Source organism: Sphingomonas sp. Ag1 (assembly GCF_000980895.1).
GTDB lineage: Bacteria > Pseudomonadota > Alphaproteobacteria > Sphingomonadales > Sphingomonadaceae > Sphingomonas > Sphingomonas panaciterrae.
Genome location: NZ_LAZX01000093.1, coordinates 173,561 through 189,456, shown reverse-complemented (window position 1 = coordinate 189,456; position 15,896 = coordinate 173,561). Strand labels below are relative to the sequence as shown.

At 68.0% G+C, this 15,896-nt stretch carries 15 protein-coding genes; 8 read left to right on the top strand and 7 right to left on the bottom strand.

Annotation, left to right across the window (positions count from 1 at the left end; translation table 11 throughout):
* A complete protein-coding gene (ndhC, locus tag XM50_RS12645; RefSeq protein ID WP_046409935.1) occupies window positions 1-375 on the bottom strand; it encodes an NADH-quinone oxidoreductase subunit A in 375 nt (124 codons plus the stop codon).
* Between the two features lie 156 nt (window positions 376-531).
* Between ndhC and XM50_RS12640 the strand changes: the two genes are divergently transcribed.
* From XM50_RS12640 to XM50_RS12625, 4 genes are all read left to right on the top strand, one after another.
* Window positions 532-1,731 (top strand): hydrolase, encoded by a 1,200-nt coding sequence (locus tag XM50_RS12640; protein WP_046409933.1) that lies wholly within the window; start codon window positions 532-534, stop codon window positions 1,729-1,731.
* Entirely contained in the window at window positions 1,728-2,744 is a 1,017-nt protein-coding gene (locus XM50_RS12635; protein WP_046409931.1) for an arginine N-succinyltransferase, read from the top strand. Before XM50_RS12640 ends, XM50_RS12635 begins: the two co-directional genes overlap by 4 nt.
* A 27-nt stretch (window positions 2,745-2,771) precedes the next feature.
* Window positions 2,772-4,025, top strand: a complete 1,254-nt coding sequence (locus tag XM50_RS12630) for an N-succinylarginine dihydrolase (RefSeq protein ID WP_046409930.1) — start codon at window positions 2,772-2,774, stop codon at window positions 4,023-4,025.
* 65 nt (window positions 4,026-4,090) lie between these two features.
* Window positions 4,091-4,306, top strand: a complete 216-nt coding sequence (locus XM50_RS12625; protein WP_046409928.1) for a hypothetical protein — start codon at window positions 4,091-4,093, stop codon at window positions 4,304-4,306.
* Between the two features lie 19 nt (window positions 4,307-4,325).
* Here the strand turns inward: XM50_RS12625 and XM50_RS12620 are convergent, their stop codons facing one another.
* The 3 genes from XM50_RS12620 to hemB are packed head-to-tail and all read right to left on the bottom strand — an operon-like array spanning window position 4,326 to window position 8,044.
* Window positions 4,326-6,512 carry a fused MFS/spermidine synthase gene (locus tag XM50_RS12620; RefSeq protein ID WP_046409926.1) on the bottom strand — a complete coding sequence of 729 codons (2,187 nt, stop codon included), beginning with the start codon at window positions 6,510-6,512 and terminating at the stop codon, window positions 4,326-4,328.
* 21 nt (window positions 6,513-6,533) lie between these two features.
* A complete protein-coding gene (locus XM50_RS12615; RefSeq protein ID WP_046409924.1) occupies window positions 6,534-7,055 on the bottom strand; it encodes a GNAT family N-acetyltransferase in 522 nt (173 codons plus the stop codon).
* A complete protein-coding gene (gene hemB / locus XM50_RS12610) occupies window positions 7,052-8,044 on the bottom strand; it encodes a porphobilinogen synthase (protein ID WP_046409922.1) in 993 nt (330 codons plus the stop codon). Before hemB ends, XM50_RS12615 begins: the two co-directional genes overlap by 4 nt.
* A gap of 78 nt (window positions 8,045-8,122) precedes the next feature.
* Here hemB and XM50_RS12605 point away from each other — a divergent pair, with 78 nt between their 5' ends.
* Entirely contained in the window at window positions 8,123-9,022 is a 900-nt protein-coding gene (locus XM50_RS12605; RefSeq protein ID WP_046409921.1) for a diacylglycerol/lipid kinase family protein, read from the top strand.
* Window positions 9,023-9,028: 6 nt separating this feature from the next.
* On the opposite strand, the gene XM50_RS12600 is transcribed toward XM50_RS12605, so the two are convergent.
* The 3 genes from XM50_RS12600 to XM50_RS12590 form a co-directional block, all read right to left on the bottom strand.
* Complete coding sequence (locus tag XM50_RS12600; protein ID WP_046410042.1) at window positions 9,029-10,492, bottom strand: MATE family efflux transporter; 1,464 nt, start codon at window positions 10,490-10,492, stop codon at window positions 9,029-9,031.
* A gap of 142 nt (window positions 10,493-10,634) precedes the next feature.
* Entirely contained in the window at window positions 10,635-11,069 is a 435-nt protein-coding gene (locus tag XM50_RS12595) for a CoA-binding protein (protein WP_046409919.1), read from the bottom strand.
* Between the two features lie 69 nt (window positions 11,070-11,138).
* The gene (locus XM50_RS12590; protein WP_046409918.1) at window positions 11,139-12,089 is read right to left on the bottom strand and encodes an Mrp/NBP35 family ATP-binding protein; all 951 of its coding nucleotides are present in this window, start codon (window positions 12,087-12,089) and stop codon (window positions 11,139-11,141) included.
* 71 nt (window positions 12,090-12,160) lie between these two features.
* Here XM50_RS12590 and hflK point away from each other — a divergent pair, with 71 nt between their 5' ends.
* The 3 genes from hflK (at window position 12,161) to XM50_RS12575 (ending at window position 15,800) form a co-directional block, all read left to right on the top strand.
* Window positions 12,161-13,276 carry a protease modulator HflK gene (gene hflK, locus XM50_RS12585; RefSeq protein ID WP_046409916.1) on the top strand — a complete coding sequence of 372 codons (1,116 nt, stop codon included), beginning with the start codon at window positions 12,161-12,163 and terminating at the stop codon, window positions 13,274-13,276.
* Window positions 13,273-14,142, top strand: a complete 870-nt coding sequence (hflC, locus tag XM50_RS12580) for a protease modulator HflC (RefSeq protein WP_046409915.1) — start codon at window positions 13,273-13,275, stop codon at window positions 14,140-14,142. The genes hflK and hflC overlap by 4 nt, the downstream gene beginning before the upstream one ends.
* Before the next feature lie 125 nt (window positions 14,143-14,267).
* Window positions 14,268-15,800, top strand: coding sequence for a Do family serine endopeptidase (locus tag XM50_RS12575; RefSeq protein WP_046410041.1), 1,533 nt, complete (start codon window positions 14,268-14,270; stop codon window positions 15,798-15,800).
* Window positions 15,801-15,896: the final 96 nt, after the last annotated feature.

The window sequence follows — 15,896 nt, the reverse complement described above, 5'->3', positions numbered from 1 at the left end:
TCATTCCCAATCCAGTGCGCCTGTCTTCCAGGCGTAGACGAGCCCGAGCGCGAGCTCGCCGATGAAGATCATCATGCTGACCCAGGCGGTCCAGCCCAGGTCGAACACGCTTACCGCCCAGGGAAATAGGAACGCGGCTTCGAGATCAAAGATGATAAAAAGGATCGCAACCAGATAGAAACGCACGTCAAATTGCGCGCGGCTATCCTCGAACGCGGGGAAACCGCATTCATATTCGCTCAGCTTCTCGGGCGTGGGCTTGTACGAACCGGTGACTCGCGAAATCGCCATCGGCAGGAAAACGAACGCCGTCGACAGCACCAGCGCAACCGCGAGGAACATCAGAATCGGCAGATATTGCGACAGGTCGACCATGGCGCTTTCTCGGGCTGCTCTCGCATGTGCGATTGAAAAAATTCGCGGTCGCTTTAGGCCTCGCGGCCCCTCGGGGCAAGGCATGGGGCCCTTGAGAATCACTCGCAGAACCGCGGGGTGGTCGATGCTCGCCGCATCGGCTAGCAGCCGCCATTGATGGCAAGGCTGAACCCGACCGAGGAACGAGCGGTGGCGCACGCGGCGCAATCCCCCATGCTCGCCCGCACCCGCGCTTGGTCGGCGGTGAACAGCGGCACCGCAAACCTCGCCGGCCTCGCGACCGTCGCGGACATGCTGGCCGAGGCTTTGTCGGCGCTTCCGGGCGAGGTGACGTTGGTTGCGCCCGCCGCGGCGGAGCGGGTGACCCCCGACGGCGCCGTCCGCGCGATCGACCATGGCCGGCACCTTCATCTCGCGGTGCGTCCCGATGCGCCGCGCCGGCTGCTGCTGACCGGGCATATGGACACCGTCTATCCGGCCGACCACCCCTTCCAGACGCTCGTCGATCGTCCTGACGGCACGATCAACGGCCCCGGCGTTGCCGACATGAAGGGCGGGCTGGCGGTGATGATCGCCGCACTGGAGGGGATCGAGGCGGTCGGCTGCCCGATCGGCTATGACGTGGTCATCAATTCGGACGAGGAAACCGGCTCCTTCTCCTCCGCTGCGCTGATCGAAGCGGCCGCACGGGGCAAGCTCGCCGCGCTCACCTATGAACCCGCCCTCCCCGACGGCACACTTGCCGGCGCGCGCGGCGGCACGGGCAATTTCTCGATCGTCGTGCGCGGCCGCGCGGCCCATGCGGGGCGCAATCCGGAGGAGGGCCGCAACGCGGTCGTCGCCGCCGCCGCCATCGCGCTTCGCCTCGACGCGGCAAAAAGCCCGCGCCTCTCGGTCAATCCCGCGCGCATCGATGGCGGCGGCCCCAACAATGTCGTGCCCGACCTTGCCGTCCTGCGCGTCAATTTCCGACCCAAGGATGCCGACGAGATCGCCCGTGCGCGACAGGCGATCGACGAGGCGGTCGCCGCCGTCACCACCGCGCACGACGTGGCCGTAGAGGTGCACGGCAGCTTCAATCGCCCGCCCAAGCCGATCGACGCGCAGGCGGCGCGCCTGTTCGATCTGGTGCGCCGCACCGGCGCCGATCTCGACCTGTCGATCGCCTGGCGCGACACCGGCGGGGTGTGCGACGGCAACAATATCGCCGCGGTCGGCACGCCGGTCATCGACACGATGGGGGTGCGCGGCGGCGGGATCCATTCACCTGAGGAATTCCTGATCGTCGATAGCCTGGCCGAACGCGCCGCGCTGTCGGCGGTCACCATCTTGCGACTGGCTGAGGAGGGTTTGTGACATTTGTTGTCCGGGCGGCACGTGATGAAGATCTTGCGCATCTCTATGAGATGGCAAAGCTGACCGGCGGCGGATTCACCAATCTCCCCCCCGACCGCCGCGCGCTGAAGGCGAAGCTCGATCGCAGCCACGCCGCCTTTGCCCGTGATGAGCCGAGCGTGGAGGATGAACTGTTCGTCCTCATCCTCGAAAACACCGCCACCGGCGACGTGCGCGGTACCTGCCAGATCTTCACCCAGGTTGGCCAGAAACACCCCTTCTACAGCTACCGCATCAGCACGCTGACCCAGCACAGCCGCGAACTCGACCGCACCTTCCGCGCGGAGATGCTGTCGCTGACCACCGATCTGGAGGGGTCGAGCGAGGTCGGCGGCCTGTTCCTCCACCCGGGGGAGCGCGCCGGCGGGCTCGGCCTGCTGCTCGCGCGCAGCCGCTACCTCTTCATTCGTGCGCATCGCGCGCGCTTCGGCGATCGCGTGCTGGCGGAGCTTCGCGGCGTGATCGACGAAGCGGGCGGCTCGCCCTTCTGGGACGGCCTCGCCGGGCGCTTCTTCGGCATGAACTTCCAGGAGGCGGACGCCTTCAATGCCATCAACGGCCACCAGTTCATCGCCGATCTGATGCCCAAGCATCCGATCTATACCGCGATGCTGTCCGAAAGCGCGCGCGCCGCGATCGGCATGCCCCACCCCTCAGGCCGCGCCGCGATGCGGATGCTGGAAAACGAAGGGTTCGCCTTCGAAAAATATATCGACATCTTTGATGGCGGCCCGACCATGACCGCGCGGATCGATGCCGTGCGCTCGGTCCGTGAGGCAAAGGAAGCGGCCGTCATTGCCGCCAACGCCGATGCCGGCATCGAATCGCTGGTGGCGCATGGCCGCCTGTCCGATTTCCGCTGCGCCTTCGGCACGGTGGCGCCGCAGGACGCGGGCGTTGCCCTCGATCCGGCCTGCGCCGCCGCGATCCACGCGCAGGACGGCGACAAGGTCCTGCACGTCGAACGGATCTGAACCCATCTGGCGAGAGGAACGCGGCGCATGATTCAGGAGATCAACTTCGACGGCATCGTCGGTCCCAGCCACAATTATGCCGGGCTCAGCCCCGGCAACCTCGCCGCCGCGCGCAATGCCGGCGCGACCTCGCATCCCCGTGCCGCCGCGCTGCAGGGGATCGAGAAGATGCGCCGCAACCTGGCGCTCGGGCTGACGCAGGGCGTCCTTCTCCCCCATCCCCGCCCCGACCACCGCTGGCTCGCCGCGCTGAACAGCGATTATGCCACCGCGCGCCCGCATCTTCAGGCGCGGGCCTTTTCCGCCTCGCCGATGTGGGCGGCCAACGCCGCCACCGTCTCCCCCGCCGCCGATTGCGCCGATCGCCGCTGCCACCTCACCGTCGCCAACCTCGTCACCATGCCGCATCGCAGCCACGAATGGCCGGTGACGCTGGCCCAGCTTCGCCTCGCCTTCGCCGACAGCGCCTTCGTCGTTCATCCGCCGATCCCCGCCCCGTTCGGTGACGAGGGCGCGGCCAATCACATGCGGCTATGCGCCGCGCATGATGCGCCGGGCGTCGAGGTCTTCGTCTATGGCGAAAGCGGCGGCCCCTTCCCCGCCCGCCAGAATCGTGAGGCGAGCGAGGCGATTGCCCGCGGCCACGGTCTCGATCCCGCGCGCACCCTGTACGTGCAGCAGTCGGAGGCGGCCATCGCTGCCGGCGCCTTCCACAATGACGTGGTCGCCGTCGCCAACGAACGCACGCTCTTCACCCACGAACACGCCTTCGCTGACCCCGCGGCCTTCTACGCGGACCTTCGCCGCCTCCTGCCCGAGGTAGAGATCGTCGAGGTGCCCGCGGCACAGGTCAGCCTCGCAGAGGCGATCCAGTCCTACCTCTTCAACGCCCAGCTCGTCACCGTGCCCGGCAGCGGACAGACGCTGATCGTCCCCGGCGAGGCGCGTGACAGCGCCCCCGTCTGGTCATGGCTGCAGGATCATCTCGCCAGCAACGGCCCGATCCGCGCGGCGGAGGTGGTCGACGTGCGCGAGTCCATGGCGAATGGCGGCGGCCCCGCCTGCTTGCGGCTACGCGTGGTGTGCGATCCCGCGACGGTCGATCTGCGCTTCCTGGTCGATGCGGCAAAGCTCGATTCCATCGCCGATGTGATCGCCGCGCACTGGCCGGAGGAAATCGCCTTCGACCGGATCGGCGATCCGGCGTTGCTTGCTCAGGTGGAAACGGCCCACCGCGCGCTGCACGAGGCACTCGATCTTGTAAGGTTAATTGACAGTTAACTCTTGGCCGACGTGCATAAATGGCGGATTTGCGCCGCTGGTCCGAAACTTGCTGATGTTTCAGCATGTTCGCTCGTCTCGCTCGCCTCTTCACGATCAAGACCAAGTTCGAAGCTTTCGTCGTCATCTACGGCCTCGGCCTTGGCGCAACCGAACGCGGCGTTCACTATCTTCAGGATTATCCCGGCCCCGCCGGCTGGCTGCTCTTCTCGGTCTGCCCGATCGCCGTCTTCATGGCCGGCGCGCGCATCCTCGATTCGGTTGAACGCAGCGCCGAGTGAGCCGCGACCCGTCCCGCCCTCAGGGATGAAGCAGCGGCAGGATCGACGCATAATCGTCGGTCCAGCCCGCGCCCGCCCCGGCCTGATCGATCGCCACCCACCCAGTGCCATAGCCCTTCAGCGCGTCGATCACGCCGGGATCACGCGACAGCGCGATCCAATGCGACAGCGATGCGCCATCCTCGTTCAGCGGCGGCCGGTCCATCAGCTCGATCGCCTGCCATTCGCCCGCCCGCGCCGCCGCCGCGACGATCGGCGTCAGGTCCATGTAGCGGTTGGAGATATGCACCAGCAGCAACCCCTTGGGCTGCAGCGCGCGGCCGTAATCGGCAAAGGCTTCGCGCGTCAGCAGGTGGATCGGCACCGCATCCGACGAAAAGGCGTCGAGCGCGAGGAGGTCGAACGATTGCGGCCTCGCCGCCGCGATCGACACGCGTGCATCCCCGATCACCGTCTGCGCGTCGGGCGTACAGGTGCGCAGGAACGAGAAACGCGTCCGGGCCAGCTCCGCCACCACCGGATCGATTTCGAAGAACGTCCAATATTGCGTCGGCAGCGCATAGCAGGCGAGCGTCCCCGTCCCCAGCCCGACCACGCCGATCCGCCCCTCCGGTCCGTACAGCGCCGGCGCAATGGTCAGCGCGCGGCCGACGCCCGACGACGGCGTATAATAGGTCGTCGGCTGCTGCTCGCGCTCGGGTGATCCCAGCAGCTGGACGCCGTGCAGCGTCGTGCCATGCGCCAGCGTGCGCTCATCGGCCCGCTCGGACAAAGTATAAACACCGAAATAGCTGCGCGTGCGGATGTCGCCCGCCGCGGTGATGCGCAGCGCGTTGATCCCGCCGAACAGCAGCAGCGATACCGCCAGCACCGTGACATAGGCCGCGCGAACGCCGATCGAGGCCAGCCCCACCACCGCGATCACCGCAAAGATCAGCCCCGGGCTATCCTCACCAAACCACGCCGCCGGCCCCCATTGGCGCAGCATCAGCAGCAGCGCGCAGATCGCGCCCACCACGGCCAGCGCGGGAATGCCCCGGCCCCGCCGCCACAGCGCCCGGAGCGGCGGCAGCAGGATCGATTGCGGCACCAGCGCGCCCGCCGCCAGGATCAGCAGCGGATATTCCCACGTCCAGTCGAACAGTCCCGGCGCGATCAGCCCGGCGAACAGCCCGCCCAGCGCCCCGCCGACCGACATGGCAAGGTAGAAACCGGTCAGCCGCTGCGGCGCGGGGCGCAACCGGTACATCGCGGTATGCAGCGCCACCGCGACCATGAACAGCAGCGCCAGCGCCAGCAGCAGCCCCAGCGCGGGCTCCAGCGTGAACCCGCCGATCATCACCCCGCCGAACAGGATGATGGTGATCGGCGCCACGCTCGTGATGAAATCGGCCGGCGCGCGCCGGTCGGCAAAGGCGATGCTGAAGCTGAGGAGGTACAGCCCCAGCGGCAGCACCCACAGCAGCGGCATGGCGACGATGTCGGTGGTGATATAGGTCGACGTCGCCAGCATCAGCCCCGACGGGACCAGCGCCAGTGCGATCCACATCGCGATCCGCCGCCAGCCCGGCGGCGTATCTTCGGCGACGGGCTCTGCACGCTGCACCGCCGCGTTGGGTAGCCGCCACGCAATCGCGGCGACCAGCGCGATCAGCAGCAAATACCCGCCCGTCCACAGCCACCTTTGCCCGGCCACCGACACCAGCGGCTCGACCAGCAACGGATAGGCAAGCAGCCCGGCAAAGCTGCCAAGGTTCGACGCGGCATACAGCCGATAGGGGTCCTGCCCCGGCCGCGCCGCGGCGAACCAGCGCTGGATCAGCGGCGCCTGCGCCGACACCGCGACAAACAATGGCCCGATGGACGCGGCGAGCAGCCAAGGCACCCACAATTCGGGCGCCGTCCCGCTCGGCAGCGTCCAGCCGAGCACCCCGATCGGCAGCCACAGGCTGGCGATCGCCAGCAGCCCCAGGTGCACCGCCGCCTGCCGCCGCACCGGCAACCGGTCCAGCGCATGGGCATAGCCATAGCCGGCGAGCAGCAGCGCCTGGTACACCAGCATCGCCGAGTTCCACACCGCCGGCGCGCCGCCCAGCCGCGGCAGCGCGATCCGCGCCACCATCGGCTGGACCAGGAACAACAGGAACGATCCCGCCAGGATCGTCAGGACGTAAAGCGCACGGCCTGCGCGCTGCGGCTCAGCCATGCGCCGGGCGCCCGGTCGCGATCACGGGCGCACGATCTGGTAGGTCACCGTGTCGCGCCGCGGGTCTTCAGCGTCGAACAGCGGGTGATCGAAATCGAGCGCTGGGTCGTGCGCCATGCCCAGCCGCTCCATCAGCGCCCGGCTCCGCCCGTTCTGCCGCGCGGTGATCGCGACGATCGCATCCTCGTGCCGCGCTTGCCAGCCCCAGGCGATGATCGCGCCCGCCGCCTCGCGCGCATAGCCCGCGCCCCACCAGGGGGTCGCCAGCATCCAGCCGATCTCCAGCATCCCCGCGATCGGCGTATCGGGCGCGCCGGGCTTCAGCCCGCAAAATCCGATCGTCTCACCACTCCCGCGCTCCACAACCGCGCGAAAGCCGAGCGGCGCGTAGCTCGCGTGCCGCTGCAACGCCATATCGCTCGCCGCCGCGTCCTTCACCGGGCCGAGATCCGCCATAACCGCCGGGTCCGCCCACATCGCATGCAGCGGCGCGCGGTCGCGCGCCTCCGGCACGCGCAGGATCAGGCGGTCGGTCTCGATCACGCGGTCAGCAGCCTCGCGGCATGGACGGCGTGATAGGTCAGCACGCCCGAACAGCCGGCGCGCTTGAACGCGGTCAGCGTCTCGATCACCATCGCGTCGCGATCCGCCGCGCCGGCCGCGACCGCCGCCTCGATCATCGCATATTCGCCCGACACCTGATATGCGAACACCGGCACCTCGAACCGCTCCTTCACGCGGCGCGCAATGTCGAGATACGGCAGCCCCGGCTTCACCATCACGCTGTCCGCGCCCTCCGCGAGGTCCAACGCCACCTCGCGCAGCGCTTCCTCCGCGTTGCCATAATCCATCTGATACGTCTTCTTGTCGCCCTTCAGCAGCCCGCGGCTGCCCACCGCATCGCGGAACGGGCCGTAGAAGGCGCTGGCATATTTAGCGGCATAGGCCATGATCTGGACGTTGGCATGCCCGGTCGCCTCCAGCGCGGTGCGGATCGTGCCGATGCGGCCGTCCATCATGTCCGACGGTGCGATGATATCCGCCCCCGCCGCCGCCTGGTTCAGCGACTGGCCGACGAGCAGTTCGACCGTCGCATCGTTCAGCACATAGCCCGCCTCATCGACCAGCCCGTCATGCCCGTGCGCGGTATAGGGGTCGAGCGCGACGTCGGTCAGGATGCCGATATCGGGCACCGCATCCTTCACCGCACGGATCGCGCGGCACATGAGGTTGTCGGGATTGAGCGCCTCGCGCCCGTCCTCGCTGCGCAGATGGCCCGGCGTGTTGGGGAACAGGGCAAGGCAGGGAATGCCCAGCGCCTGTGCCTCGCGCGCGCGCTCGACGATCCGGTCGACCGACCAGCGCGACACGCCCGGCAGGCTCGCGATCGGCTCCTCCACGCCTCCCCCGTCAGCGATGAACAGCGGCCAGATCAGGTCGGCCGGGGTCAGCATCGTCTCGCGATGCAGCCGGCGGCTCCAGTCCGCGGCGCGGGTACGGCGAAGGCGAATGGCGGGAAAGGATGCACTCATGGCCATGGCATGTGCGCCGCGTCGCGCGGCCACGCAAGCGTTACGGGGGCGAAACCGCGCCTCGTGCGTTGCGGCGTCATGAGCGAAATCCGGTCCGCGGCCCTGATCGTCAACGCCAAGTCGCGCAAGGGGCAGAAGCTGTTCCGCCGCGCCTGCAAACGACTGGAGGTGCTGCCCTTCCCGGTCGATGCCCATGCCGTGGAGGATCCCGACAAACTCGAACAGACGATCGATGCCGCGCTCGCCAAGAAGCCCGATCTCGTCATCCTGGGCGGCGGCGACGGCACCGTCAGCGGGCTAGTCGACCGGCTGGTGGGGGAGGACGTGATCCTCGGTGTGCTGCCGCTCGGCACCGCGAACAGTTTCGCGCGCACGCTTGGCCTGCCGCTCGACATCGACGGGGCAATCGACGTGCTGGCGAACGGCGTGCCGCGGCGCATCGACCTCGGCATGATCGACAATGATTATTTCGCCAATTGCGCCGCCATGGGCCTGTCGCCGCAAATCGCGGAGACGGTGCCGCACAATCTGAAGAAGTTCATGGGCCGCATCGGCTATCTCGGCTGGGCGGGGCTGCAATATCTGAAATTCCGCCCCTTCATCCTCACCGTCGACGATGGCGTTGACGAAAAACGGATGCGCGTGGTCGAGGTGCGCATATCCAACGGCCCCTATCATGGCGGCACCTGGCTGGTGGACGAGGCGCATGTCGATTCGGGCCAGATCGTCGTTCAGGCGGTCACTGGCCGTTATCGCCGGACGCTGGTGAAGAACTGGTTCGCCAGCTTCTTCGGCCTCGATGCGCGGCATCAGGACACGATCACCTTCACCGGCAAGGATCTGAAGATCGAAACCCGGCCCAGCCTGCCGATCTCGATCGATGGAGAGGTGCTGGCGCATACGCCGGTCCGCGCGCGGATCGCCGCCGGGGCGATCCGTGTCATGGCCCCGCGCGATCCCGATACACCGCACGGGTAGGGCCCGTCAGGGCACCGGCTTCAGGCTTCCCGCCGGCTCGATATCGGCATGGCTGCGCTCATCGGAATGGCTTTCCGGCACCAGCAGCCCGCCCTCGCGCCACCCGCCATAACGGTAATAGAGCGCCGCCAGCAGCAGGTTGGCACCCGAGCCCACGGGAAAACTCCACCACAAGGCGTCCGGGCCGATGATCGGCAGCAAGGCAAAGGCAACGCCCAGCCGCACCGGGAACATCGCGATCGTCATGATCGCCAGCGGGCCCCAGACGGCGCCATTGGCGCGGATCACCCCGAACAGCACCATCGTCCCGCCGAACATGATGAAGCCCCAGGTGGCCAGCAGGTTGATATGCTGCGCGATCGGCAGCACCGGGCTGGCCCCGGGAATGAACAGGCCGATGATGACGGTGTCGAGCACCAGCACCAGCACGACGGTCGCCGCGGTGATCGCGACATTGTAGATGATGCCCGCCCGCGTGATCTGCGCGACCCGGTCCCACCGCCCGGCACCGATATTCTGCGCCGCCATCGCCGATACCGCCGCGCCGATCGCCATCGCCGGCATCTGCACATAGCCCCACAGTTGCTGGACGATGCCGTACGCCGCCACCGTGTCGATCCCGTTGCGGTTGACCAGCCCGACCATCGCGAGCGCCGACACCGATAGCACCAGCATCTGCGCCCCGATCGGCACGCCCTTGCCAACGATCGTGCGCACCAGCGTGGGTTCGGGCAGGATGTAGCGTATCTCCTCACCCTTCAGCCGCAGCGGCAGGTCGCGCCACGCGATCCACGCCACCAGCGCGCCCAGCGCGACGATATTGGCGATCAGCGTCGCGGTGGCGGATCCCGCGATGCCCATGCGCGGGAACGGCCCCAGCCCCGCGATCAGCAGCGGGTTCATCACCGCATCGATCAGCACCGCCAGCCCCATGAACCACAATGGCGTCACCGAATCCCCGGTGCCGCGCAGCCCCATGAACATCAGCACCAGCAGCATCGACGGCGGCAGCGCGAGGAAGATGACGCGAAGGTAATCCAGCGCCGGCTCGAAGGCATCGGGCGGGGTGGCAAGCGCGGTCAGGATCTGCGGCGCATAGACCCAGCCGAGCGCGCCGACGGTAATCGACCCCATCAGCACCAAGCCGATCGCCGATCCGAACGCGCGCCGCGCCGCGTCGACGTCACGCCGGCCCCAGCTTTGCCCGACGATGATCGTCGCCGCCATGCCAAAGCCAAAGACCGCGCCGAACATCAGGAACATGATGATATTGGCGTTGGACGTCGCCGCCAGCGCCCCTTCGCCCAGGAAGCGCCCGACCCAGATCGCGTTGATCGATCCGTTCAGCGACTGGAGCACGTTGGAGGCCAGCGTCGGCAGTGCGAACATCAGCAGCGCCGATCCGATCGGCCCCGTCGTCAGATCGCGCTGACCGGGGCGGCCGTGCACATGGGCGACCGGTTCATCCATCTCGCCCCGCTCCCTCAACGCTGGCGCCGGCTTGTCGCCGGTCATATCCTGTTTCTTGCGGCATCCCGCGCGCCGCGACAAGCCAGCGGCGACGCGCCAATGGTGAAATCATGCGCGGGCGGGGTTGCCCGCTGCCGGCGGGTCAGTCCGCGCTGACCGGCGCCACGCCCAGCCGCGGGATGTCGATCGCCGGGCAACGGTCCATCACCACCTTCAGCCCGGCCTGTTCGGCGCGCGCCGCGGCCTCGTTGTTGACCACGCCCAATTGCATCCACACCGCCTTGGCGCCCGCCGCAATCGCCTCGTCCACGGCCTCGCCCGCAGCCTCGGGACGGCGGAAGATGTCGACCATGTCGATCGGCTCGCCGATCTGTGACAGCTCGCGAAAGACATACTCTCCGTGGACATGCTCGCCGGTGATCTGCGGATTCACCGGGATCACGCGATAGCCATGATCCTGCAGCTTCTTCATCACGCCATAGCTCGGCCGGTCGGGACGGTCGGAGGCGCCGATCAGCGCGATGGTGCGGGTTTCCTCGAGCAGCGCCTTGATATCAGCATCGGCGGTCAGCGGCATGAAAGGGGCCTTTCGTCGGGTGGTCCGCCCGTGCCGCCGCCTGGTGCATGCGGCACGACCGGTGCTTTCCTAACGCCCGCCGCCCCCGCTGGTTTCCAGCCACCGCGCCACCGCTTCGCCCAGCGGGCGGAACACGGTGTCGTCGGGCCGCGCCGCCGGCGGCTCGCCGGCGTCCGACGCGGTGCGGATATCGATCGTCAGCGGCACCCGGCCCAGGAACGGCACGCCCAGCTCCGCCGCCGCCGCCTCAGCGCCGCCACAGCCGAACGGGTCCGACACTTCGCCGCAATGCGGGCAGGCATAGCCGGCCATGTTCTCAATGAGGCCGATGATCGGGATCCCCGCCTTGCCGAACAGGTCGATCGCGCGGCGCGCATCGATCAGCGCCAGGTCCTGCGGCGTCGACACGATCACCGCGCCCGCCGGGCGATATTTCTGGATCATCGTCAGCTGCACATCGCCCGTGCCCGGCGGCAGGTCGAGCACCAGCGTGTCGGTCGCGCCCCAGTCCGCCTCGACCAGCTGCCCCAGCGCGCCCGCCGCCATCGGCCCGCGCCACGCGATCGCCTTGCCCGGCTCGATCATCTGCCCCATCGACAGCATCGGCACGCCATAGGGCGTCGGCACCGGCAGCAGCACCTTGTCCTTCGCCTGCGGCCGTTCGCCCTCCGCCGCCATCAGTCGCGGCTGCGACGGGCCGTAGATATCGGCATCGACCAGCCCGACGCGCCGCCCGGCATGGCGAAGCGCAATGGCAAGGTTCGCCGACACGGTCGACTTGCCCACCCCGCCCTTGCCGCTCGCCACCGCGATCAGCCGGCGGGTCGCACGCTCCGCCGTCACCACGACCCGGCCGTTCGGCCCGATCGCCATCCGCACCGCCGCTTCCATCGCATCACGCGCCTTGGCGTCGAGCCCGGTCGCGTCCAGCACCACGCCGATCCGGTCGCCTTCCACCCGCACGCTCGCACGCTCGCCGGCGACCGCGGCCACCGCCTGTTTTGCCTCTTTCTCGTCCATGCCGCGGCCCGATACGCCCTTCGGACGCGCGGGGCACTGTTTTTCGCGCGTCGTGTACCTATAAAGACCCTATGACCATGATGCCGCAGTGGCTGCGCCGACCGCCTATCCTGATGAACGATTCCTCCAATGGCCCGTGGGGCAACGGCGGCAGCGACGATACCAACGCCGGCCCGCGCAATCCCTGGGCGGTGCCGCCCGGCGGACGCAAGGGCGCGCCAAAGGCGACCGCGCTCGACGAATTCCTGAAACGCGCTCGTGGCGGCGGTTCGGGTGGCGGCGGCGGCGGTGGGCCGCAGATGCCGCTCGGTGCCAATTCGCGTAACCTGTGGCTGATCGGTGCCGCGCTGATCGTCGCGGCCTGGATCCTGTTCACCTCGGTCCACCAGATCGGCCCGCAGCAGCGCGGCGTGGTGACGTTCCTCGGCCGCTATTCGGGCATGCTCGATCCGGGCATCCGCCTCACCCTGCCCGCCCCGCTCGTGTCGGTGCAGAAGGTCGACGTGGAGGCGGTGCGCGTCGACGAATTCCCCCGCGACGGCAGCGAAAACGTGCTGACGGGCGACCAGAACATCCTCGACCTCGCCTACACCGTGCGCTGGCGCGTCGATAACCCGCGCGACTTCGTGTTCGAGATCAAGGACCCGGTCGAAACCGTCCGCGCCACCGCCGAAAGCGCGATGCGCGCGGTGCTCGCGACGACGACGCTCAACGAGGCGATCGGCGCCGGCCGTACCAACATCGAGGCGCGCGTCGCCCAGATGATGCAGCAGATCCTGAACGAATATCACGCCGGCGTGCGCGTCCAGGGCGTCTCGATCCGCCAGGCCGCCGCCCCCGCCAGCCTGATCGACGATTTCAACGCCGTCACCGCCGCCCAGCAGGAAGCGGTCGGCAATCTTAACAATGCGCGCAGCTATTCGGAGCAGGTGATCGCCCGCGCCCAGGGTGAGGCCGCGGCCTTCGACAAGGTCTACGAACAGTATCGCCTTGCGCCGGAGGTGACCCGCCGCCGCATGTATTATGAAACCATGGAGGCCGTGCTGGCCAAGACTGACAAGACGATTGTTGAAACCCCCGGCGTCTCTCCGCTGCTGCCGCTCGACCGTGCACGCAAGCTGACCGAGCCGCAGACCGGTGCGGCGGCGGCGGCAACGCCCGCCCCGGCGGCGGAGGCCGGCCGATGAGCGCGCTGTTCCGCAATCCCGTCGCGGTCGGGTTCGCCGCGCTCGGCGCGGTGATCGTCGGCGCGGCCAGCTTCGCGATCGTGCCGGAGACGAAGCAGGCGGTGATCCTGCGCCTCAACAATCCGATCCGCCTGGTGAACCAGTGGCAGAACGATCAGGTAATCGGGCGCACCGGCGCCGGCCTGATTGCGCGCGTGCCGTTCATCGACAAGATCGTGTGGATCGACAAGCGCGTGCTCGACGCCGATCTCGACAATACGCTGGTGCTGTCGACCGATCAGCTGCGACTGAACGTGGACGCCTTCGCGCGCTTCCGCATCGTCGATCCGCTGCGCGCGGTCACCTCGACCGGCAGCACGTCGAACACCGAGGAACGCGTGGCGGACCAGCTTCGCCCGCTGCTCGGCACGGCGCTTCGCAACGAACTGGGCAAGGTGCCCTTCGCCGTCCTGCTCAGCCCCGAACGCGGCAAGGTGATGGACGCGATCCAGGCCTCGTTGCAACGCGACGCGCGCCAATATGGCGCGGCGATCGTCGACGTCCGGATCAAGCATGCCGACCTCCCCGATGGCAGCCCGCTCGACAGCGCGCTGCAGCGGATGCGCACCGCGCGCCAGCAGGAGGCGAATACGATCCGGGCGCAGGGTCAGAAGCAGGCGCAGATCGTGCGCGCGGAGGCGGATGCCCGCGCCGCGAGCATCTATGCCGACGCCTTCAGCAAGGATCCCAAGTTCTACGATTTCTACCGGGCGATGCAGTCCTACCGCCACACCTTCGGTGCTGACGGAAATGCGCGGCCGGAAGGATCGACGAATATTATAATGAGCCGGGACAATGCCTATCTGAAGGAATTCAACGGGCGCTGACCTGATGTCGCGCAAGCGCAACGGGAAAGCGGCCGGTTCGTTCACATTCAAACGCCGTTCATCGACCCGGCGGCATTGGAAACTTGGTCCGGTCCTGCCGGACAAACGAGAGGAACATGACGATCGTGCGTTACGCCTATGCGCTTACTGGCGCTCTTCTCCTCGGCGGCACTGCCGCTTCGCTTGCCTTGCAGCACCCTGCCTCTGCGCAGAGCGCGCAGAACGAGCCGGGGACGATGCAGGCATCGGCGCCGCGCGCCGGCGCGCCGATGAGCTTTGCCGACCTGGTCGCAAAGCTTCAGCCGGCGGTTGTCAACATTTCCACCGATCAGAAGGTGACGGTGGCGCAGCCCGCCAATCCGTTCGCCGGCACGCCCTTCGCCGAATTGTTCGGCCAGTTCGGCGGTCGCGGCGGGCAGAATGGCGCGCCGATCACGCGTGAGGCGCAGTCGCTCGGCTCGGGCTTCATCATCTCGCCGGACGGCTATGTCGTCACCAACAACCACGTCGTCGCGCCGGGCAACCGCCAGGCGACGGTGGAGGCGATCCGCGTCACGCTGCCCGATCGCAAGGAATATGTGGCGAAGCTCGTCGGCCGCGACACCGCGTCCGACCTCGCCCTGCTGAAGATCGATGCTCCGGGCCCGCTGCCCTATGTGCGCTTCGGCGATTCGGCGCGTGCCCGTGTCGGTGATTGGGTGGTCGCGATCGGCAACCCGTTCGGCCTTGGCGGCACCGTCACCGCCGGCATCGTCTCGGCGGTTCACCGCGTGACGGGCCAGGGCGGCGCCAACGATCGGTTCATTCAGACCGACGCCTCGATCAACCAGGGCAATTCGGGCGGCCCGATGTTCAACCTGAACGGCGAAGTGATCGGCATCAACAGCCAGATCTTCTCGCAGTCGGGCGGCAATATCGGCATCGGCTTCGCCATTCCGGCGGAGGATGCCAAGCCGATCATCGACACGCTGATGAAGGGCAAGCCGGTTCAGCGCGGCTATATCGGCGTGCAGATCCAGCCGCTGAACGACGACATCGCCGCGGCGCTCGGCCTGCCGAAGAATTCGGGTGAGATCATCGCCCGCGCCGAGCCGGGTGGCCCGGCGGCGAAGGGCGGCCTGCGCGCCGGTGACGTCGTCACCCGCGTCAACGGCGAGCAGGTCACGCCGGAAACGACCTTGTCCTACCTCGTCGCCAATGTCGCGCCGGGCCAGCAGGCAAAGCTCGACGTGATCCGTGACGGCAAGCCGACCACGGTCACCGTGACCACCACGGTGCGTCCGGCCGAGGAGCAGCTCGCCCAGCAGCTCGGCGGCGGCGACGACAGCTTCGGCGAGGATAGTGAGGGACCCGCCGTTCCGGCCTCGAACAGCATCGGCGTGACGGTGCAGCCGCTCACTCCGACGATCGCCCGTCAGGTCGGTGTCGATTCCACCGTGCAGGGTGCAGTGATTTCGGCCGTCGATCCCTCCAGCGACGCCGGCCGCAAGCTGCGCCGCGGCGACGTGATCGTCTCAATCAACTCGACGCCGGTGCGCACCGCGGCCGATATCGCCCGCGGCGTTCAGGCGGCCAAGTCGGCCAACCGTCCGCAGGTGCTGCTGTCGGTCGTGCGCGGGCGCAACCCCCCGGCGTTCATCGCGGTGAAGATCAAGTAATCACCACCGCGTGCTGAACTGAAAAAGGGGCCTCGCACCGATGGTGCGAGGCCTTTTTTTGGTTGAACGATGCTCGCCGCGCTCACGCCACATGCG